General features: G+C 75.6%; 14 protein-coding genes and 1 pseudogene. 8 read left to right on the plus strand and 7 right to left on the minus strand.

What is annotated here, in order from left to right:
* Nucleotides 1-30: 30 nt before the first annotated feature.
* The 3 genes from ABGA99_RS08905 to ABGA99_RS08915 all read right to left on the minus strand — a co-directional run bounded on the left by ABGA99_RS08905 (nt 31) and on the right by ABGA99_RS08915 (nt 5,198).
* Nucleotides 31-3,141, minus strand: a complete 3,111-nt coding sequence (locus ABGA99_RS08905) for an alpha-N-acetylglucosaminidase (RefSeq protein WP_347575350.1) — start codon at nt 3,139-3,141, stop codon at nt 31-33.
* Nucleotides 3,142-3,291: 150 nt separating this feature from the next.
* The gene (locus ABGA99_RS08910; RefSeq protein ID WP_347575351.1) at nt 3,292-3,942 is read right to left on the minus strand and encodes a response regulator transcription factor; all 651 of its coding nucleotides are present in this window, start codon (nt 3,940-3,942) and stop codon (nt 3,292-3,294) included.
* A complete protein-coding gene (locus tag ABGA99_RS08915; RefSeq protein ID WP_347575352.1) occupies nt 3,906-5,198 on the minus strand; it encodes a sensor domain-containing protein in 1,293 nt (430 codons plus the stop codon). Before ABGA99_RS08915 ends, ABGA99_RS08910 begins: the two co-directional genes overlap by 37 nt.
* 301 nt (nt 5,199-5,499) lie before the next feature.
* On the opposite strand from ABGA99_RS08915, the gene glnII reads away from it, so the two are divergent.
* Nucleotides 5,500-6,519 (plus strand): glutamine synthetase, encoded by a 1,020-nt coding sequence (glnII, locus tag ABGA99_RS08920; protein ID WP_347575353.1) that lies wholly within the window; start codon nt 5,500-5,502, stop codon nt 6,517-6,519.
* A 401-nt stretch (nt 6,520-6,920) separates the two neighbouring features.
* Entirely contained in the window at nt 6,921-9,605 is a 2,685-nt protein-coding gene (locus ABGA99_RS08925; protein WP_347575354.1) for a hypothetical protein, read from the plus strand.
* A gap of 10 nt (nt 9,606-9,615) precedes the next feature.
* Here the strand turns inward: ABGA99_RS08925 and ABGA99_RS08930 are convergent, their stop codons facing one another.
* Nucleotides 9,616-11,298, minus strand: coding sequence for an alpha/beta hydrolase (locus ABGA99_RS08930; RefSeq protein WP_347575355.1), 1,683 nt, complete (start codon nt 11,296-11,298; stop codon nt 9,616-9,618).
* Nucleotides 11,299-11,420: 122 nt separating this feature from the next.
* Here ABGA99_RS08930 and ABGA99_RS08935 point away from each other — a divergent pair.
* Together ABGA99_RS08935 and ABGA99_RS08940 are read left to right on the plus strand one after the other, a co-directional pair.
* A pseudogene (locus ABGA99_RS08935) lies at nt 11,421-12,248 on the plus strand (ATP-binding cassette domain-containing protein).
* Nucleotides 12,249-12,439: 191 nt separating this feature from the next.
* Complete coding sequence (locus ABGA99_RS08940; RefSeq protein ID WP_347575718.1) at nt 12,440-13,801, plus strand: FG-GAP repeat protein; 1,362 nt, start codon at nt 12,440-12,442, stop codon at nt 13,799-13,801.
* Between the two features lie 71 nt (nt 13,802-13,872).
* Here the strand turns inward: ABGA99_RS08940 and ABGA99_RS08945 are convergent, their stop codons facing one another.
* Nucleotides 13,873-14,265 carry an MmcQ/YjbR family DNA-binding protein gene (locus ABGA99_RS08945; RefSeq protein WP_347582452.1) on the minus strand — a complete coding sequence of 131 codons (393 nt, stop codon included), beginning with the start codon at nt 14,263-14,265 and terminating at the stop codon, nt 13,873-13,875.
* Nucleotides 14,266-14,333: 68 nt separating this feature from the next.
* Complete coding sequence (locus ABGA99_RS08950) at nt 14,334-15,080, minus strand: uracil-DNA glycosylase (RefSeq protein ID WP_347575357.1); 747 nt, start codon at nt 15,078-15,080, stop codon at nt 14,334-14,336.
* A gap of 169 nt (nt 15,081-15,249) precedes the next feature.
* Here ABGA99_RS08950 and ABGA99_RS08955 point away from each other — a divergent pair, with 169 nt between their 5' ends.
* The 4 genes from ABGA99_RS08955 (at nt 15,250) to ABGA99_RS08970 (ending at nt 19,567) form a co-directional block, all read left to right on the plus strand.
* Nucleotides 15,250-15,501, plus strand: coding sequence for a hypothetical protein (locus ABGA99_RS08955; RefSeq protein WP_347575358.1), 252 nt, complete (start codon nt 15,250-15,252; stop codon nt 15,499-15,501).
* A 210-nt stretch (nt 15,502-15,711) separates the two neighbouring features.
* Entirely contained in the window at nt 15,712-16,773 is a 1,062-nt protein-coding gene (locus tag ABGA99_RS08960) for a MoxR family ATPase (protein ID WP_347575359.1), read from the plus strand.
* Nucleotides 16,770-18,659, plus strand: coding sequence for a hypothetical protein (locus ABGA99_RS08965; RefSeq protein ID WP_347582453.1), 1,890 nt, complete (start codon nt 16,770-16,772; stop codon nt 18,657-18,659). The genes ABGA99_RS08960 and ABGA99_RS08965 overlap by 4 nt, the downstream gene beginning before the upstream one ends.
* Before the next feature lie 68 nt (nt 18,660-18,727).
* On the plus strand, nt 18,728-19,567 hold the full coding sequence (locus ABGA99_RS08970) for a class I SAM-dependent methyltransferase (protein WP_347582454.1): 840 nt from the start codon (nt 18,728-18,730) through the stop codon (nt 19,565-19,567).
* Nucleotides 19,568-19,699: 132 nt separating this feature from the next.
* On the opposite strand, the gene ABGA99_RS08975 is transcribed toward ABGA99_RS08970, so the two are convergent.
* Nucleotides 19,700-20,923: a helix-turn-helix domain-containing protein gene (locus ABGA99_RS08975; RefSeq protein WP_347575362.1), complete on the minus strand. Its 1,224-nt coding sequence runs from the start codon at nt 20,921-20,923 to the stop codon at nt 19,700-19,702.
* Between the last annotated feature and the right edge of the window lie 28 nt (nt 20,924-20,951).

Here is a 20,951-nt window from a genome sequence, read left to right on the forward strand (position 1 = left end):
GGTCACCCCGCCGCGGCGCCCGGCCGGCCCTCACCCGCTCGTCCACCCGCTGAACCCCACCGTCCCGCGCACGCCCGCCGCCGCCGACATGAACAGCCCCGCGTCCTGCGTCCCCGCCGTCCCCGGCACCGTGACCGTCGCCACGGTGCGCCACGTCGCCCCGGAGTCCGTGGAGCACGCGCCCGTGAACGTCTCCCCCGCCCGGGTCAGCCGCAGCGTGACCGGTGCCGTGACGCCCGTGATCCGGCGGTACGTGTCCAGCGTGCCGTCGCCGTTCGAGTCGTAGGACAGCACCACGCCGTTCGCCGGGGTCACCGCCAGGTTGAGGAACCCGGCCGCGCCCGCCGTCCGCAGGTCGTTGCGGGCGACGATGCCCGCCCGCGCCCACGGACCCGTCGCCGCCTGTGCGTCGACCGTCAGCGTCACCGTGCCGCCGGAGGCCAGCGCCCCCGGCCGGAAGGCCGCGCCGAACTCCGCCGTCGCCTTCCACATGTCGGCCCCGCCCCCGTCGACCGCCCAGCGGTCGCCGAGTTGGCCGAAGACGGCGGCGTTCGTGGTGACCGTGGCGAGGCTGTCGTCCAGCGGCCCGGCGACGAACAGGGTGCCCGGCGTGTGCACCGTCACCGGGGCCTGCCCCGCCATGCCGTACGCCGTGCGCACCTCGTACGCCAGCGGCGTCAGCGGCTCCGCGGGCGGTCCGGCGGGCGCCCGCACCTCCCACGCGTGCTCCGCCCGCCCCGCCGCCGGCACGGCCGGCAGGGAGACCGCCCCCGGCGGGGCGGCGTCCAGGCCCGTCAGCTCCAGCTCCACCGCGCCGGTGGCGGCCAGCCCGCACATGTTGCGGAACCCGGCCGTCAGCCGCCCCGTCCCGCCCGGCGCCAGCGCGGGGGGATCGGCGACGGCCGTGACGACGCCCTGGTACGGGGCCGTGGCCAGCACCTCGTGGACGCGGCGCGCGAGGGTGTGCGCGTTGCCGGACGGGCGCTCGGGGTAGTGGTTGCGCTGCCGTGTCCAGGGGTCCTCGACCGCGTACCAGTCGAAGGGCTCCGGCTCCCGCCCCGCCGCCAGCGCGTCCTGCAACTCCTCCAAGTAGGCGCGCCAGCGCGGCGCGTGGAAGTCGCGGATCAGCCCGGACCAGTCGCGGTTCGCGTAGTCCGCGAGGTGCCCGCCGTCGGCCGTGGGGCGATCGGCCCAGGTGGTGACGAGGACCCGAGCGGTGCGCTCCAGCAGCGCGGCCTCCGCGTCGTCGGCGGCCATCCGGCGGGCGTCGGCGAGCCACGGGCCGAGGAGGAACGCGCGGTGCGCGCCGGTGGTCTCGTCGCTGAGGGCCATCAGCTTCAGCCACAGGTCGGACAGTGTGCGGAAGGTGGTCGCGTCCTCCCGCTCGTACGCCGCCTTGAGCTGCGGCAGCAGCACCCGCGACCGGCTCGCGAGCGCCTGCCGGGCGAGGTCGACGAGGTCGTGCCGGTACGCGTCGGAGGCGCGCAGCGCCGGGGCGACGGCCAGCAGCGCGCCGAACGCCTTGTCGAACTCGGCGAGGTCGAAGGCCGGCGTCTTGGTCGCGTAGTACGCGCCCGAGCGGGCGTCCAGCGACGGACGGGCGGCGAAGATCGAGTCGTGCGGGCGGCCGTCGGCGCTGGAGATCGCGTACGCCGTCTCGCGCAGCGCCGCGAACGCCGCGCGCGCCGATGCGTCCGCACCGCCGTAGCGCACGGCCGCGTACTCGTCGAACCACTCCTTCCGGTCCACCGGCTCGGCCCGCCACGCCAGCTCGCTGAAGAGTTCCAGCGCCGCCGGGTCGCGCTCGGCGGCCTCCGGCATGTACGCGGTGCCCACGCACGCGCTGCCCGGCTTGTCCCGCCAGGCGGCGAACCGCTCCGCCCACATGTGGGTCTTGGCGCCGATCGTCGTGCGCCCGCCGAAGTTGGGGATGGTGCCGAAGGCGTACGGCACGCCGCCCCAGTCCGCCTCGCGGTCGGTGACCCGCTCCAGGTCGGACAGCCCGTCGACGACGAGCATCCGGTCGGGGTGGGCGAGGCCGTCGAGCAGGGCGCGCCGCGGGTTCTCCTGCCAGCCGAGGATGACCCACGTCGCGCCGGGGCGGGCGGTCTGCAGCGCGGTCTCGACGGCGCGCGCGGCCTCCGGCACGGGGACGTCGCCGGGGTCGCCGCCCTCGTGCAGCAGGTCCATCTTCAGGTGCCGTACGGGCCCGAACAGCTCTTCCTGGTGGCGGTAGAACGCGGCGGCGACCTCGCGGAAGACGTCGGTGCGCGGGTCCAGCCAGTCGGGGCGGGGCAGGCCCGCCCAGGTGCCCTGGGGGACGGTGCGGGCGCCGGGGTTGCGGTCGGCGAAGCCGCCGGGGACGGTGCCGAAGTAGCCCGGCAGGACGGGGGACATGCCCAGCTCCCGCATGCGGGCCGTGATGCGGCGGCCGAGTTCGGTGCGCTCGGCCAGCAGCGCGGGGGAGACCGGGCCGCCGTAGTCGCTCATGTTCTGCAGCAGCCACCACGGCTGGTGGCTGGGGGCGGGCAGCCAGGCGCGGGCCTCGGCGTCGGAGTAGCCGAAGTCCTGGAGCAGCCGGTGGTAGACGGCCTCGGTGCCGGGGGTGACGAGGACCTGGTTGCAGCCGTGCAGGGCGAGCACGTCGAGGAACCGCTCCCAGCGCGCCCAGTCGTGGTACGGGCCGGTGTAGCCGTCGTGCGTGTCGTTGAGCGCGAACCGGGCCGGGACGGTGGCGCGGCGCTCCACGGGCGCGGCGGGCGCGGGGAGGCGGCGGGGGAGCCGGGTCTGGCTGCCGGACCAGGAGACGACGGCACGGCAGGTGTACTTCAGGTACCAGTGCACGCCGGTGAGGAGCACCGCGGGGCTGGTGCCGCCGACCTCGATCCGGCCGGCCCGGCCGCGTACGGTGAACCGCTCCTCGCCGTCGAGGGCGGTGAGCGCGAACTGCCCGGCGTGGTCGGGCAGCAGCCGCGCCAGCGCCTCGCTCGCCGCCGCCACGTCGAACCCCCCGCCCGCGACCGCCGCCGTGCCGCCTCCGGCCGTCACGCTACGGGCGTGCGCCTGCCCGCCGACGAGTGCCGCGCCGGCGCCGAGTGCGCCGGCCGTGCCCAGGATCGTGCGTCGCGTCATGTCCGTCATCAGCGGACCGTAGCCACGCGCGAGGCGAGGGGGCAACGGAGGGAAACGGGTGAAAGCGACCCGCGTTCCGGCCGGCGCCGCAAGCGCTGTCTTCCGGACCCGGACATGGCGCCGGACGCGGGCCCCGGACGCCGGCCCGGCCCGCGTCCGTCAGCCGCGGTCCAGGTACGCCAGCACCGCCAGCACCCGGCGGTTGTCGTCGTCCGACGGCGGCAGCCCCAGCTTGGAGAAGATGTTCGACGTGTGCTTGGCCACCGCCCGCTCCGTGACCACCAGCCGCTCCGCGATCGCCGCGTTGGACCGCCCCTGCGCCATCAGCTCCATCACCTCGCGCTCGCGCGGCGTCAGCGTGTTCACGGGCTGGTCCTGCGCCGCCCGCCGGCTCAGCAACTGCGAGATGACCTGCGGGTCCATCGCCGTACCGCCGCCCGCCACGCGCCGTACCGCGTCGATGAACTGGTCCGCGTCGAACACCCGGTCCTTGAGCAGATACCCCACCCCGCCGCGCTCGTCGGCCAGCAGCTCGCGCGCGTACAACTGCTCCACGTGCTGGGAGAGCACCAGCACCGGCAGCCCCGGCCGCTTCGCCCGCGCCTCCAGCGCACACTGCAGGCCCTCGTCCGAGAACGACGGCGGCAGCCGGACGTCGACCACCGCGACGTCCGGCTCCAGCTCGTCCAGCACCCGCGCCAGCTCCGGGCCGTTGTCCACCGCGGCCAGGATCTCGAAGTCATACGCTTCGAGCATGCGGACGAGACCGTCCCTCAGAAGGAAGAGGTCTTCGGCGATGACAGCGCGCACGGAATCTCCAGGGTCACCATCGTGGGGCCGCCGACCGGGCTGTTGACGGCCAGTACGCCGTCGAATGTACCGAGCCTGCGCTCCACCCCGGCGAGCCCGGAGCCCTTGTCCAGCGACGCGCCACCGCGGCCGTCGTCCGTGATCGCGATGCGCAGCATGCCGTCGCGGTGCCCCATGTCCAGCCACACGCGCTGCGCCTCCGCGTGCTTGACGGCGTTCGTCAGCACCTCGCTGACCGCGAAGTACGCCGCCGACTCCACCGGCTCCGCCGCCCGCCCCGGCGGCGTGCCCAGGTCGATGTCCACCTCGACCGGCACCGGCATGCGCAGCGCCAGCGCCCGCACCGCGTCCGCGAGACCGCGTTCGGCCAGCACCGGCGGGTGGATGCCCCGCACCAGGTCGCGCAGCTCCGTCAGCGCCTCGGCGGACTCGCCGCGCGCTCGCGACACCAGCTCCTTCGCCTTGGCCGGGTCCTTCTCGATGAGCGCCTCGATGGTGCCGAGGCTCATGCCCATGGCGACCAGCCGGGCCTGCGCGCCGTCGTGCAGGTCGCGCTCGATGCGGCGCAGCTCGGCGGCGGAGTTGTCGACGGCGTCCGAGCGGGTCTCGGTCAGCCGCGCGACCCGCTCGGCCAGCTCGACCTCGCGCGGCGCCAGCACGCCCTTGGTCATCTGGAAGTGCAGCCCCAGCAGGCGGTGGCTGGTGAAGAGGCCGACGACGAGCAGGGCGGTGCCGAGCCCGGCGGCCATGAGCGCGGTGCTCTGCGAGGACACCGGCACGAAGCCGTACCAGTAGGTGTTGTCGCCGCCGCTGGTCATGGGGTCCCAGACGCCGGCGGCGATCACGTACCCCTCCACCGGGTAGAAGGTCAGCGCGACCGTCACGACGGCCAGGACCGTGCCCGCGAGCATGTCGGTGAACAGCCAGCGCAGATCGCGCCAGGTCGCCGGGTCGGTGAGCATGTGGCGGGTGCGCTGCGCCTGGCCGACGACCCCGCCGTGCAGGTCCCGCGGCCAGGGGCGGTACGTGGCGGGGATGCGCACGTCCGACCACTGGGCGGCGAGCAGCCGGCGCAGATTGGCCTGCATCCGTACGCCCTCCAGCACCCAGGGCGTCGTCATCAGGCCGATGCCGAGCACGGGGATGAGCACGAGGGAGACGAGGGTCAGCACGAAGAGCGTGATCGAGACCGCGGTGCACAGCACCGTCAGCGCCAGCGCCCGTACGCCGGCGAGCGCCCAGTTCCGGAAGATCATCTCCGTGTTCCCCTCTGTTTCCGCTGCTCCCTGCCGGTCCCGTGCCCGTTCCCGCGCCGGGTCCCGGCTCACGCGGCCCGCTTGACCGGCCGCACGTCACAGTCTGCCGCGCGGCCCGGACGGGGGCACGGGGCCGTGCCCCCGGGCCGGGGTGTAGCTAGCACCACCCCGCCCTGCGCGAGGAAGGGACACACCGGGTTTACATCCGGGCAACGGAAGGGAAACCGCGGCTTGCGACGCTGCGCGCGGCGGACGACCGTGCCCGCCCGCACCGCACCTGTACGAACGAAGGACGGCGACCGTGAGCTACAAGGCCGAGTACATCTGGATCGACGGCACCCTGCCCACCGCCAAGCTGCGCTCGAAGACCAAGATCGTCGAGACCGGCGCCGAGCCGCCCGTGTGGGGCTTCGACGGCTCCAGCACCAACCAGGCCGAGGGCCGCTCCTCCGACTGCGTCCTCCAGCCCGTCTTCACCTGCCCCGACCCGCTGCGCGGCGGCGCCGACGTGCTCGTACTCTGCGAGGTCCTCGACACCGACCTGAGCCCGCACGCCTCCAACACCCGCGCCGAACTGCGCGAGGTCGCCGAGCGCTTCGTCGGCCAGGAGCCGGTCTTCGGCATCGAGCAGGAGTACACCTTCTTCCGCGGCTCCCGCCCCCTCGGCTTCCCCGAGAACGGCTTCCCGGCCCCGCAGGGCGGTTACTACTGCGGCGTCGGCGCCGACGAGATCTTCGGCCGCGAGGTCGTCGAGGCCCACCTCGACAACTGCCTCAAGGCGGGCCTGGGCCTGTCCGGCATCAACGCCGAGGTCATGCCGGGGCAGTGGGAGTTCCAGGTCGGCCCGCTCGGCCCGCTGGAGGTCGCGGACCAGCTCTGGGTCGCGCGCTGGCTCCTCTACCGCACGGCCGAGGACTTCGGCGTCTCCGCCACCCTCGACCCCAAGCCGGCGAAGGGCGACTGGAACGGCGCGGGCGCGCACACCAACTTCTCCACCCGGCGGATGCGCGAGGGCTACGAGGCGATCGTCGCCGCCTGCGAGGCGCTGGGCGAGGGCGACAAGCCGCTGACGCACGTGCGCGCGTACGGCGCGGGCGTGGAGACCCGGCTCACCGGCGCGCACGAGACGGCGCCGTGGGACGAGTACTCGTACGGGGTCTCGGACCGCGGTGCGTCGGTGCGGATCCCGTGGCAGGTGGAGAAGGACGGCAAGGGCTACATCGAGGACCGGCGGCCGAACGCGAACGTCGACCCGTACGTGGTGACGCGGCTGATGGTGGACACGTGCTGCGCGGCACTGGAGAAGGCGGGCCTGGACTGAGCACGGACTCCGTCGGCGTACGGGGCCGGGGCGCCGGCGGTCGGCATGTGCGGACCAGCTCACGGGAGCCGGCGCAGCGGCCGTAGCCGCTGCGCCCGAAGTCCGTGGCCGTGGCGGCGTGCGCCCTGCCGCGGTCCCCGCGGCCGTGCGTACTGCCGCGGTCCCCGCGGACCCCGGCCGCTCCGTACGCGCCCGGAGCCCGGGTACCGCGGGTGGCTGCGGCGGCACTGAGGCCGGGCGCGGCCTCGCCTTCGGCGTCGGCGATCCGGGGGCCGCACGCGTACGTGAGGGGGCACCGCCCGCCCGTGTGCCACTGCGGGGTTGGTGCAACCGGCTTCTTCGCTCGCCCTATCGGCCGCGTCGCGCTGGCCTGGGGCCGGGGAGATGTCGAGGCTGAGTGCATGTCAGGGGCGCGGCGGATCTGGACGGCGGTCGCCGCCGCGCTCCTGAGTGCGCTGACGGTGCTGCTGCTGTGCCGGTACACGGTGGCCGACCCGGCGTACTACACGGGCGCGGTGCGGGAGGCCGACGGCTACCAGCGCGTCTACGACGAGGTGCTGGCGGACCCCGCCGTCCGCCGGGCCTTGCGCACGGGCGCGCTGGGTGTCCCGCTGCGCAGCGACGCGGTGGTCGACAACCTGCCGCTGCTGGTCCCGCGGCCGGCGCTGGAGCAGGCGGCGGACCGGCAGGCGCGGGCCCTTGTCGCGGCGCTGACCGGCACCGGCCGGCCCGCCGCGGGCGACGACTGGCGCCGCCCGGTCACGGAGAGCGCGACGGAGGCGGGCAGCGACCAACTGCGCGCGCTGCGCGCCGATGCGGACCCGGTCGCGGCCCGCGGCCTCAACCACCTCATCGTCCGCCTCCGCGAGTACATCACCCCCACCCGCCCGTCGCCGGCCCCGTCGTCGGCGCTGCGGGAAGCGGTGGCGGCGTTCGTCCACGACACGTGGCCCCCGAGTACGGCACGCCGGATCATGACCGCGCTGGACGAGGTCCTGCCGGGAGCGGAAGCGGAGCCGCGTACGCCGGGGGCCGGTGGCGGGGTCCCGGGGCCGGCGGCGGAAGTGCGGCCGCCGTTGGTGGTGCCTGGGGATGCGGTGGAAGGGCCGGGGCCGTGGGCGGTGGCGCGGGGAGGTGGCGCGGCGGGTGCCGAGGCGCCGGGGGCGGGCGGAACCCAGTCGCGTGGGCCGTCGGCGGTGGGCGGGCACGGCGCGGGGGTGCCGTCCGGGCGTGGGACGCAGTCGCGTCGGCCGGGGGCGGAGCTGCGGCCGCCGTTGATCAGCGCTCCGCGTGCCGAGGCGCCGGTGGCGCCGGGGAAGGAACGGCGTGGGCCGTACGCCGCCGGGGTGCGCCCGCCGCTCGTGGCGCCGGGCGGTGCGGAGGGGGAGGGGCGGGTGCCGTTGGCGGTGGAGGACGGGTCCGGGCCCGGTGCGGATCCGGCATCCGCGGACTCCTCGGCACCGCCGGGGTGGCTGCCGGAGCGGGCGGCGGTGGTACGGACCGTGCTGGCCGCGTCCGCGTCGTGGTGGGCCGTCGCCGGGGTGGCCGGCGCGGCGGCCGGGTCCGGGGCGCTGGCGCTGCGGGCGGCGGCCCGGGACGGGCGTCTCCGGGCGCGTACCGCCGCGGCGGCGTGCACGGGCGCCGCGGTGCTGACCGCCGCCGCCGGGACGGCGGTGTGGGCGACGCTGCCGGCGTCCGCGGGGCTGGTGCCGGACGGCCTGCCGCCGAGCGTGGCGGCGCTGCTCACGGACGTGGTGACCGGCCTCTACCGGCAGGCGGCCCTCACCTGGGCAGCGGCCCTGCTCGCCCTGGCCCTCACCGCCACCGCCCTCACCGCCTCCCCGGCCGCCCGCAGAACCCTGTACCGCACCCTCGCACACGCCGCGGGGCACACGCCGAGCCGGCGGGCGCCCGCCACCCGGACCGCCACCGCCACCGCCACCGCCGCCGTCCGCGCGAACCCGCGCCGCGGCCCCGGCGCCCCCGCGCCGACCGCGGACGGCGCCGCGACGGCACCGCCACCCGCCACCTCCACGCAGCCCTCTGCGGCGGCGTTCCGGCCGAGCCGTACCGCCGCGCCCGCGCCGCCCCGCGCCCCTCGCGCCCGCTGGGCCCGTCGCCTCGGGCTCGGGGCCGCCGGCTTCGCCGCCCTCGCTCAGGTCTGGGTGCTCGTCGGGGTGCCGTCCGAGGACGCGCTCGCCTGCAACGGTGACGTCGCCCTCTGCGGGCGGCCGTACGACCGGGTCGTACAGGTCGGGGCGCACAACGCCATGGCCACCGTGCCCGACGGGTTCCTCGGGGCGCACCAGGACGTCTCCCTCACCGGACAGCTCGACCGCGGTGCCCGTGCGCTCCTCCTCGACACCCACTACTGGGAGACCGCCGAGCGGCTCGTGCCGCCCGCCGGCACCGGCGGGCTCGATGCCGCCGCCCGGGCGACGCTCGTACGGGCCGTGGACTCCGTCGTGCGGCCGCGCCCCGGCACGTGGCTCTGCCACGGCCCGTGCCGGATGGGCGCCACCCCGCTCACCGCCCAACTGCGCGAGCTGCGCGGCTGGCTGGAGGAGCATCCGCGGGACGTGGTGACCCTGGTGCTGCAGGACGCCATCACCCCGCGGGACACCGCCCGCGCCTTCCGCGCCGCCGGCCTCGGGCCGTATCTGCACCGGCCCGAGGCCGATCCCGGCGCGGCCTGGCCGACGCTCGGCGAGATGGCCGACTCCGGGCGGCGGCTCGTGGTCTTCGCCGAGGAGGCCGACGGGCCCGCGCCCTGGTACCGCAACTTCTACGACTACGCCGTCGAGACCCCGTACCGCGCCCGCACACCCGGCGAGATGAGCTGCGCACCCCACCGCGGCGGCAGCGACCCCCGCAAGCAGCTCTTCCTCCTCAACCACTTCGTCACGCACGGCATGGGCGCCCCCCGCGCCGAGGCCGCCGCCGTCAACGCCGCCGACGTCATCGTCCACCGCGCCAGGACGTGCGCGCTGCTGCGCGGCCGGCTGCCCACCATCGTGGCCGTGAACCACATGACCCTCGGGGACGCCGTCGGTGCCGTACGGCGCCTCAACTCCGAGACGCCGTAGGCGGCGCCCGTCAGCCGCAGCGCGTGCCCTTCTCCGGCAGCTTGCCGTCGAGCAGGAAGTCGTCGACGTTCCCGTCGACGCACGAGTCCCCGGTGGTGTACCCGGTGTGTCCGACGCTCCGGAAGGTCAGCACGACGGAGTCGTTGTCGAGTTCCTTCGCCATGTCCGCACCGCCCTGGTACGGGGTGGCGGGGTCGCCGGTGGTGGCGACCAGCAAGGCGGCGGGTGCCTTCGTGGCGCGTACCTGGCGGGAGGCGTTGTCGCCGGGTACGGGCCAGCCCGTGCAGGTGAGCATCTGACCGGCCATGAAATCGCCGAAGACCGGGGACGCCCTGGTGAACTCGCCCCTGGCCCGCTCGACGTCCGCCGCGGTGGCGCGGTCGCCGGTGTCGCGGCAGGTGACGGCGGTGAAGGCGGCGTCGGCGTTGCCCGCGGGAGGACCCGCGAAGACCCCCGCCCCCGGTCGCACCCCGCCCGGCACCCCGACACCCGGCACCCCCGCACCCCCCGGCGCCGCCGCGCCGCTGCTCCCGCCCGCCAGCCGGACCATCGGCGTCCCGTTGCCGTTCCCGAGCGCGCTCAGCGCGTGCCGCAGGTCCGGCCACAGCTTCTCCGAGTACATCGCGTTCTTCAGTGCGTCGACGAACGTCGACTGGTCCAGCTCCCCCGCCGGGGTGTCGAGCTCCCGCTCGTCGAGCAGGGCGAACAACTGCCGCATCTCCTTCTTCGCCTTCGCGGGGTCGCCGCCCAGCGGGCACTCCGACGCCCCGCGCTTCGTGCAGTCGTCCGTGAAGTCGTCCAGCGCGCGCTGGAAGCCGTGCGCGTTGGCGAGGTAGGTCTGCCTGCTGTTCTTCAGCGGGTTCTCGACGCCGTCGAGGACGACCCGGCCCGTCTTGTGCGGGAAGAGGTGCAGGTAGTTGGAGCCCAGCCTGGTGCCGTAGGAGAAACCCAGGTACGTGAGCTTGTCCTCGCCCAGCCTCGCCCGCAGCACGTCGAGGTCGCGGGCGGAGTCGACGGTGCCGACCCACGGCAGGAGCTTCGCGGAGTCCTCCTCGCACAGCTTGCCCTGGAGCCGGTTGAACGCGGCGAGCCGGTCGACTTCCGCACGGGTGTCGGGGGAGCGGTCCAGACTCTCGGCCTTCCGCGCGGCCGGCCGCGCGCAGCGTACGGCCGGGGTGCTGTCGCCGACGCCGCGCGGGTCGGGGGCGACGAGGTCGTAGCGCTCGTTGAGCGTGGAGAACTTCGCGCCGAGGCCGGCGAGGCCCTCGACGCCCGACTCGCCGGGGCCGCCGAAGTTGAGCACGAGGGAGCCGATGCGGTCGCCCTTCGGGCCCGTCGCGGGCAGGCGGGCGACGGCGAGGCGCAGGTCGCCCCGGTCGGCGGCCGCGTAGTCGCGGGGGACCTGTACGCGGGTGCACTGGAGCCGTTTGAGGTAGCCGGGGACCTTGCGGCCCGCCTGCTTCGCCGACTTCGCGACCTGGCGGCCGCAGTCGTTCCACGTCACGGACTGGTCGTAGTACGAGGTGAGCGACGCCCCGCGGTCGCCGGCGGGGCGCTTCACGGGGGCGCCGGCCGGGCCCGTGGCGGTGAGCGCGAGGGCGCCGGCGAACGGCAGGACCGCGACGGCGAGGGCGGCGCGGCGGGACGCGGAACGCCGGCGACCGGCAGGGGATATGTCGTGGTTCGCTCCCATAGGGCACACGGTAAGGGCGCCCCCGTACGGCCGCACCCGCGGGCGCGGACCGCAGGCGCCCGGCGGCGTACCACCGCGGCGCCGTGCGCAAAACGGGGCGCGCCGCCGCCCCGGCGGCTGCGATGCCGGCCCGCATGGCTGATCACGACCACCGCGGCGCCCCGCGCGTCGCGCCGCGCTCGACTCCGTCGCCGTCCGCCGCTACACCACCGGGCAGGTCATCCTCGACGACGTCGACTGGACCGTACGGGCCGGGGACCACTGGGCGCTGCCCGGTCCCCACGGCGCGGGCGAGACCACGGTGCTGCGGCTGCTCGGCGCGCTGACGCACCCGACAGCCGGCACCGTGGAGGTCCTCGGCCACCGCATCGGGCGGGTCGGCATGCGGGAGCTGCGCGCCGCGATCGGCCTGGTCTCCTCGGCGCAGAAGGTGCCGCAGGACGCCCCCGGGCACACCGTGGTCCTCACCGGCCACAGCGGCACCGTGCAGCCGCTGTGGCGCACCTACGACACGGCCGTCCGCGAGCGCGCACACGAACTGCTGGCGGAGCTGGACTGCAAGGAGCTCGCCGACCGCCCGTACGGCGTCTGCTCCGGCGGCCGGCGCGCCCGGCTGCTCGTCGCCCGCGCGCTGATGCCGGACCCGGGTCTGCTGCTGCTCGACGAACCGTTCAACGCGCTCGACCTGCCCTCCCGCGAGGACCTGGTCGACGCCCTGCAACGCCTCGCCGGGACGCGTCCCGGCCTGGCCACCCTCACCGTTCACCCACCACCTGGAGGAGCTACCGCCCACGACGAGTCACGCGCTGCTGCTGCGCGACGGCCGCGTGGCGGCGGCGGGCCCGGCGGCGGAGGTGCTCACGGGCGCCCGCCTGGCGCACTGCTTCGGCCGCCCCATCGAGGTCCACCACCACGAGGGCCGCCGGCAGGCCCGCTCCCCCCGCCCGTAGCCGATCATCCCCGCGCGCGTCCCAACCGCCTTACGGCCGTACAACCTTCACCCCGCCGCACAGGTCTTCCCCACACCCGCGGACATCGTCCGCCACCGACCGGGAGGACCCAGGTGACCCCTCAGCCCCGCCGCCGTACCCTCGTGGCGCTCGCCGCCTCCGTCGCCCTCGCCGGCGGCGGCCTGACGGCGGTGGCCGCGCCACCCGCCGCGGCGGCCCCGAGCGGGCTCAAGGGCGACTTCGACGGCGACGGCTACCGCGACGTGGTGATCGGCAACCCCGCGGCCACCGTGTCCGGCAAGTCCTACGCCGGGGCCGTGGCCGTGCTCTACGGCTCCGCGGCCGGCCCGGACGGGAGCCGGCGCGCGGTGTACCACCAGGGCACCGCCGGCGTCCCCGGCTCGCCGGAGGACGACGACTACTTCGGCGAGACCGTGGCCGTCGACGACTTCGACCGCGACGGCTACGCCGACCTGCTCGTCGGCGCGTCGCGCGAGAACGTGAGCGGGGACGTCGACCGCGGCACCCTGACCCTGCTCTGGGGCGGGCCCCGGGGGCTGAGCGGCGCCGCCGCGGTGAAGGTGGCGAACCTCCCGGACACCGGCTGCGCCCTCGCCGAGGGCCTGTACGCCGGTGACTTCGACGGCGACGGCGCGCCCGAGGTGAGCGTGGCCGCCCGCTGCGCGGCCTTCCACCTCCGGGGACCCTTCACCCGCGAAGGACGGCCGCAGAGCCAGCAGCGCGACTCCTTGTTCGGCACCACCCGCGGCGGCGCCTTCGGGAACGTGGACGCCGACCCGCAGGCCGAGCGCATCGTGTTCGTCGGTCTGATCAGCGGCCGGCCCGGCGGCACCGTCTACGTCGACGACTGGACCGGCGCCGGCTACACCCGCACCCAGCTCACCGACGCCGGCGGCCTGAGCGGCGAGGTCGGGGACGTCGACGGCGACGGCTACGGCGATCTGGTGACGGGATACCCGTACGAGACGCTGAACAGCGGCCAGCCCTGGCCCGTCGGCGGCACGGTCGCGGTCTGGTACGGCGGCCCGGACGGCATCGACGAAACGCAGCGGCCGCAGCGCATCCACCAGGGCACCGCGGGCGTCCCGGGCGGCGGAGAGCCCGATGACCGTTTCGGCGCGTCGGTCGCCGTCGCGGACACGGACGCCGACGGGTACGCCGACGTGGCCGTCGGCGTACCCGGCGAGGACTTCGCCGGTAAGTCGTTCGCCGGGACCGTCACGCTGCTGCGGGGCACCGCGGACGGGCTGACCGGTGCCGGAGCCCGGCTGCTCCACCGGAACACCGCGGGGGTGCCGGGGGCTGCCGCGAAGGGCGATGCGTTCGGCGCCGCGGTCGCGCTCGGCGACCGCAACCGCGACGGCAGGGCCGACCTGACCGTGGGGGCTCCGTGGCGGACCGCCGGGGGCTTCGTCTGGCACGCCCGGGGCACCGCCGACGGCATCACGACGACCGGCTCCTACAACGTCACCGCCGCTCGTGCCGGGTTCGGCCGCGATTTCCCGGGCTTCGGCGAGGTGATCGCCCGGTAGCCCCGGGCGGCCCGCGGCTGCCCACCCGCGGCTGCCCCCGCGCCTGCGCCGCGGCCTCCTCGCGCCCCCGGCTACGTGCCCGGGGGCGGGCGGTGGCGTTCGCCCGGCCAGTCCAGGGTGAGGCGGTGGGCACGGGGGAGCTTGGCCACCACCAGGTCGTACGAGTCCTCGATCATCTCCAGCACCAGCTCCTCGGGGACGGCGCCGTCGAGGCGGACGGTGTTCCAGTGGCGCTTGTTCAGGTGGTAACCCCCGACGATCTCGGGGTGCGTGGCGCGGAGTTGCACCGCAAGGTCCGGCTCGCACTTCAGGCTCACCGACAGCGGCGTGGCGGCCAGCTCGCTGAGCGCGAACATCTTGCCGCCGACCTTGAAGACGGAGATCGCCTGATGCCGGTCGAAGGGCCACTCCTCGACGGCCCCGTTCGGCTCCAGGCAGGCGGCGCGAAGCTGGTCAGGTGTCATGCGCCCAGTATGGGAGCCCCCACTGACACCGCACGGCGAGTGCGCGCCCCCGCGGCCCTGGTGACTGCCTACAGCCCCGCCGCCGCCCCCGCCGTCGCCAGCACCTCCCGCAGCATCTCCGGCGTCAGCCGCCCGGTGAAGGTGTTCTGCTGGCTGACGTGGTAGCACCCGTACAGCTCCAGCGGCGCGCCCCCGTCCGGCCGCCGCAGCGTCGTGTGCGCACCGTGGCCGAACACCGGCCGCGGGCGCGGCACTTCCCAGCCGGCCGCCGCCAGCACCGGCAGCGCCGCCTGCCAGCCGAACGACCCGAGCACCACCGCCGAGCGCAGCGTCGGCCGCAGCAGCTCGATCTCGCGGACGAGCCAGGGACGGCACGTGTCGCGCTCGGTGGGCGTCGGCTTGTTCTCGGGCGGAGCGCAGTGGACGGGGGCCGTGATGCGGACGCCGCGCAGGGTCAGGCCGTCGCCGCGGTGGGTGGCGGTGGGCCGGCTGGCGAAGCCGGTGGCGTGCAGGGCGGCGTACAGGACGTCGCCGGAGCGGTCGCCGGTGAACATCCGCCCGGTGCGGTTGCCGCCGTGGGCGGCCGGCGCGAGGCCGACGATGAGCATCGCGGCGTCCGCGGGGCCGAAACCGGGCACGGGGCGGCCCCAGTAGTCCCAGTCGGCGTACGCCTTGCGCTTGGTCGCCGCGACCTCCTCCCGCCAGGCGACCAGCCGCGGGCAGGCGCGGCACTCGCACAGCCGCCCGTCCAGCTCGGCGAGGGTACGGGTGCGGGGGGCGGTGACGGCGGGGAGCGGGGGTTCTGTGGTGGTCATCGGTGCCAGCATGCCCGAAGGCGGCGGACGGTGCCGAACGGGCCCCTGTACACCTCTGTGCATTCGAACTGGTATCCCGAAATGACCTTTGACCAGGGGTGTTTGTCAGTCGGTGGCGGTATCATGGAGGGAGTGAAGACGGGCCAAGACGAGGCCGAGGAGGTCGCCCATGCCAGTGGCGTACGCCCCGACACCCCTGCCCAAAAAGCCGCTTCCGGCAGGTATGCCGCGTGAGTGGTATGTCGCGCACAACCGCATGCTGAAGGCCATGCGCATCGCCATCGCCCTGCTCGACACCGGGGTCTACACCCCGCAGCGCGCCCGCAACGAGGTGATACGCCACACCGCCGAGCACATCGGCGTCCACCCGCCCTCGCTCACCACCTGCCGGCTGGTGCGCAGCCTGCTCCCGCTCATCTGACCGCGTCCTGACTCCGCGCTGACCCTGCCCCGACCGCGTACCGGGCGCGGGGCACGGCCCAGGCCGTACGCCCCGCGCCCGCGCGCACGCATCCCCGCCCACCGGAAAACCGGCTGCGCCGCGTCCCGTCCACCGCCCACACTGGACGTCCCGACACGGCGCACACCTCCTGCGCGCGCCGCACCCCGACCCGCATCAGGAGCCCGCCGCGTGCAGGCAGCCGTCACCGTCACCCCCGCCCGGATCCCCGAGCTGCTGCTCGGGCTCGCCACCGTGCGCCCGGTCTTCCTCTGGGGCGCCCCCGGCATCGGCAAGTCGTCGCTGGTACGGAAGTTCGCCGGCTCGCTCGGCCTCGACTGCGTGAGCCTCCTCGGCACCCAGCTCGCCCCCGAGGACCTCATCGGCGTCCCGCAGATCCGCGACGGGCGCAGCGTCTTCTGCCCGCCGGAGGCCATCGCCCGCGACGAGGCGTACTGCCTCTTCCTCGACGAGCTGAACGCCGCCACCCCCGATGTCCAGAAGGCGTTCTACTCGCTCATCCTGGACCGCCGCATCGGCAGCTACGAACTCCCCGAGGGCAGCATCGTCATCGGCGCCGGCAACCGCGCCACGGACAACGCGCTCGCCCGCCCCATGGCCTCCGCCCTCGTCAACCGCCTCACCCACGTGCACCTGGAGGCGTCCGCGACCGACTGGCTCGTCTGGGCCGGCGAGCACGGCATCCACCCCTGGGTGACGGAGTACCTGACCGACCGCCCCGACCACCTGTGGGCCAAGCCGCCGAAGACCGAGGAGCCGTTCTCCACCCCGCGTTCGTGGCACATGCTCTCCGACGCGCTGCACTCCTTCGGCCCGTCCCTCGACGACGCCACCCTCAAGACCGTCGCGCACGGCACGCTCACCCCCGCGCACGCCGTCTCCTTCTGCGGCTACGTCAAGATCGTCCGGCACCGGTACGGCGTCGAGGCCATCCTCAAGGGCGACGCCTCCTGGCCCCGCCGCACCGAGGACCGCGACCTGCTCTACTACCTCGCCGAGGCGTTCCGCGGCCGGCTCGTCAAGGAGCTGCCGGCGAGCAAGGAGCACGCCTCGCCGGCCGTGCGCGAGACCGCGTACCGCGCCAAGGCGCTCCTCGTCCAACTGGCCGAGATCTCGGTGGAGGTGGCGCAGACCGTCATCGCCGAGGACACCGACGGGCAGCCGGTGCTGCCCGCCTGGTTCCTCGTCGAGGCGGCCCGGGACATGCCGCGCCTGGTGGAAGCCCGCAGATGAGCCGTACGAACCGGGGCGCACGGCGCGGCAGGGCCAAGGCCGAACAGCGCGACGACCCGGCCACCCGCGCCTTCTCCGCCGGGCTCGCGAAGGCCCTGCAGAACCCGGCCCTGCGCGCCCTCGGCGCGCAGGTCGTCCGCAGGGGAACGGCGGGCGCGCCCGGCGCGCCGGGCACCGGCGGCACCACGATCCTCCCGGGCCGCGCCACCGCCCCCGCCCACGGCCTCGCCCGCGTCGACTCCCACGGCACCGTCCACGCCCACCCCACCCGCCGCGCCGAACCCGCCGAGTGGACGTGGGCGCTGGCCCACTGCCTGCTGCACCTCGGCTTCGGCCACGCCCCCGCCGCCCGCGGCGAGCGCACCCAGCCCGACCGGTTCGAGCAGGCCGCCCGCTGCACCGTCGTCAACCGCTTCCTCGTCTCCTTCGGCACCGGCCGCCCGCCCGCCGACCTGCCCGGGCACTACCCCGGCGGCAGCGAGGAGGAACTCGCCGCGCGCTGGCGGCGCGACGGCATCCCCGCGGAGTACGAGCGCTGCGGCGCCGCCGGCGACGAGCCCGACGTGCTGCTGCTGCCCTGGGAAGGCTGGGCGGGCACCACGCCGCCGGACTGGCAGCGGGACTTCGCGCACGCCCTCGCCCGTACGGTGTCCGCCGCCATGGAGGTCGCCGGCGGCCGGCGCGACTCGCTCACCGGCGTGCGGGCGCCGCGGCGGCCGTGGGAGCGGGCGCTGGAGTGGTTCGTCTCCTCCTACCCGCTGCTCGGCGGGGTCGCCGCCGGCATGACCGTCGTCGCCGACGCCGCACTCGCCCGCGCGCACGGCATCTCCCTCGCCGCCGTCGACGCCGCCGCGGGCGAGATCTACGTCAACCCGCTGAAGGACCACTCCGACGAGGAGTGGCGCTTCATCCTCGGCCACGAGATGCTGCACGCCGCCCTGCGCCACGGCGAGCGCCGCGGGTCGCGGGACCCGTATCTCTTCAACATCGCCGCCGACTTCGTCGTCAACGGCTGGCTGCTGGAGATGCGCGTCGGCGAGATGCCCGCCGGGCTGCTGCACGACCCGCGGCTCGCGGGCCTGTCCACCGAGGAGGTCTACGACCGCCTCGCCGCCGACCCGCGGCTCCAGCGCCGCCGGCTCGCGACGCTGTGCGGCCGGGGGCTCGGCGACATCCTGGGCGAGCCGCTGGTGCCGCGGGATCCGGCGGCCGCGTACGTCGATCTCGACGAGTTCTACCGCCGCGGGCTGCAGCGCGGCCTCGATCTCCATGAGCGCGACCGGGGCCGCGGGCTGCTGCCGGCCGGGCTGGTCGAGGAGATCCGTGCGCTCGCGCAGCCGCCGCTGCCGTGGGACGCGCTGCTGGCCCGCTGGTTCGACGAGTTCGTGCCCCGCGCCGAGCCGGTGCGCACCTTCGCACGCCCCGCCCGCCGGCAGGCCGCCACCCCCGACATCCCGCGCGCGGGCCGCTACTTCCCGCCCGAGGCGGTCGCCCGCTGCACCTTCGGCGTCGTCCTCGACACCTCCGGCTCCATGAGCCGCACGCTGCTCGGCAAGGCGCTGGGGGCCATCGCGTCGTACGCCGAAGCGCGTGACGTGCCCGCGGCGCGCGTCGTCTTCTGCGACGCCTCGCCGTACGACGCGGGGTATCTGCCGGCGACGGAGATCGCCGGCCGGGTGCGGATCCGGGGCCGCGGCGGGACCGTGCTCCAGCCGGGACTCGACCTGCTGGACCGGGCGGACGACTTCCCGCGCGGGGCGCCGGTGCTGGTGATCACCGACGGCATGTGCGACGTGCTGCGGGTGCGCCGGGAGCACGCGTATCTGATCCCCGCGGGGGCGTCGTTGCCGTTCGTCGCGCGGGGGCCGGTGTTCCGTGTGAGGTGACGGCACGCGCGGGCTCCGCACGGGCGTACGGTGACGGCAGAGGCGGCAGCGCACGGGAGGCGGCGGACGTGGCGGAGAGCACGCGGACCCTGGACTGGAACGGGGCCAACGGCGACCACTGGGTCGCGTACGAGGAGAAGTACAACGCGGCGATGATCCGCTACGGCGAGCGGCTGTTCGCGGGAGCCGACGTGCGCCCGGACGAACGCGTCCTCGACGTCGGCTGCGGCTGCGGCCAGACGACCCGGGTGGCCGCGGCGCTCGCCGCCGAGGGCTCGGCGCTGGGCGTCGACCTGTCCGCCGCGATGCTCGCGCAGGCGCGCACCCGGGCGGCCGAGGAGGACATCGCGAACGTGCGCTTCGAGCAGGCCGACGCGCAGGTCCACGACTTCGCCCCCGGCGCGTACGACGTGGCGATCAGCCGGCACGGCGTGATGTTCTTCGCGGACCCGGTCGCGGCGTTCGCCAACGTACGGCGCGCGCTGCGGCCGGCGGGGCGGCTGGCGTTCGTGTGCTGGCGGGCGCCGGAGGAGAGCGAGTACTCGGGCGTGCCGCGCGCCGCGCTCGCGCCATACGTCACCGTGCCGCCGTCCGGCGGCGTGAACGAGCCGGGCCCGAACTCGCTGGCGGACCCCGACCGGGTACGGGAGGTGCTCGGCGCGGCGGGCTTCGTCGACGTGCACCTGGAGGCGGAGAACGAGCCGATGAACCTCGGGGCGGACGTCGGGGAGGCGCTGGACTTCGTCCTCAACCGGCCGCATGTGCAGGGGGCGATGGCGGACCTCGACGGGACGACGAGGGCGAAGGCGGCCGAGTGCGTGCGCGAGGCCCTGACCCCGTACCTGACCCCGGAGGGAGTCCTGCTCCGGGCCCCGGCCTGGCTGGTGACGGCCCACACCCCGGCGTGAGGGGCGCGTGCCGCATGCCACGTGCCGCGTGTGTGCTCGCGGTCTGACCCGCCCCTGGGTCACCGGACCCCCGCCACACCCCCGCCGCCGTAACTCGCGCCCGCCCCCTCGCCGTTCCCCGCTGCCGGGCCGTCAGGCCCGTAACGTGCGGCGGGCGACCAGTGCCGCGCTCAGGCGGCGGGCGTCCGCCGGGGTCGTCGGGGTCAGGCCCGTCAGGAGGGCGATGCGGCGGATGCGGTAGTCGACCGTGTTGGGGTGGACGTGCAGCGCGGCGGCCGTGCCGCGGCGGTCGAGGTCGCGGGCCAGGTACGTCTCCAGGGTGTGCAGCAACTCCGGGCGGCCGGCCAGCGGTTGCAGGAGATCGGCGAGTCCGGTCAGGGCCTCACTGGGCCGGCTGAGCTGGTAGTCGAGGAGGACGTCCGCCAGCCGGTACAGGCCGGGCGGCCGGTCCGTACGCCGTACCAGCTCCACGATGTCCGCCGTCTGCGCCACCGCCGCCGGCAGCCCGTCCGGCGCCGCCGCGGCCGCCGCCGCGGTCACCGGCGCTCCGACGGCCGTCTCCGTACGGTCGATCAGCCCGCACAGCGCCGGCCACGCCGGTTCGTCCGCCACCGGCAGCAGCGCGGTGCCGCCGCCGGCGTCGAGCGCGGTGAGCGCCGGTTCGCCGGCGAAGCCGTTGAGCGCCGTCTGCAGCCGGCGGATCTTGCGCCGCGCGGCGATGCGGGACCGCGGCCCGGGGGAGTGCTCGTCGGGGTGCGGGGCGACGTACAGGGTCATCGCGACGTACCGCGGCGCCGGCCGCAGCCCCGTGCGGCGGGCGATGCCGTCCAGCGGCTCGCCGGCGAGCAGCGCGGCGAGCAGTGCGTGCCGCGGCGCGTGCTCCTGGACGTCGAGCACCTGCCGCGCCTCCAGATACGCCGCGCTGACCGCCGCCGTCAACTGCCGCTGCAGGACGAAGAGATGCCGCAGCACCTCCTGCGCGTCGGCGAGGTCCGCCGGCCGCGCCTCCGCCGAGATCTCCTCCCAGCCCATCGCCGTGCCGATCTGGTACGCGCTGAGGATGGCGTCCAGCGGCACCCCCTCCTCGGCGCGCTGGGCGGCCGACTCCCGCTGCCGTACCAGCTCGTCGTCGCGCGCCGGGCCGCGGCGCTGCAGCACGTCGGCGAAGAGCCGCAGGCTGCGCTGCACGATGTCGGCGATGTCGCCCGCGACCTCCTCGGGCGGCAGGGTGGCGTACACGGGCAGGTCGGTGAGCAGCCGGTCGACGACGCGGTGGGTGAGCGCGGGCACCCGGGCCCGCAGCCGCGCGTCGACCGGGCTGCCGCCGATACACAGCGGTGTGTTGTCACGCGTCACAACGGCTCCCGGAGAACTCTGCGTTACT

The sequence above is a fragment of the Streptomyces sp. B5E4 genome (assembly GCF_039871555.1).
Taxonomy (GTDB): Bacteria; Actinomycetota; Actinomycetes; order Streptomycetales; family Streptomycetaceae; genus Streptomyces.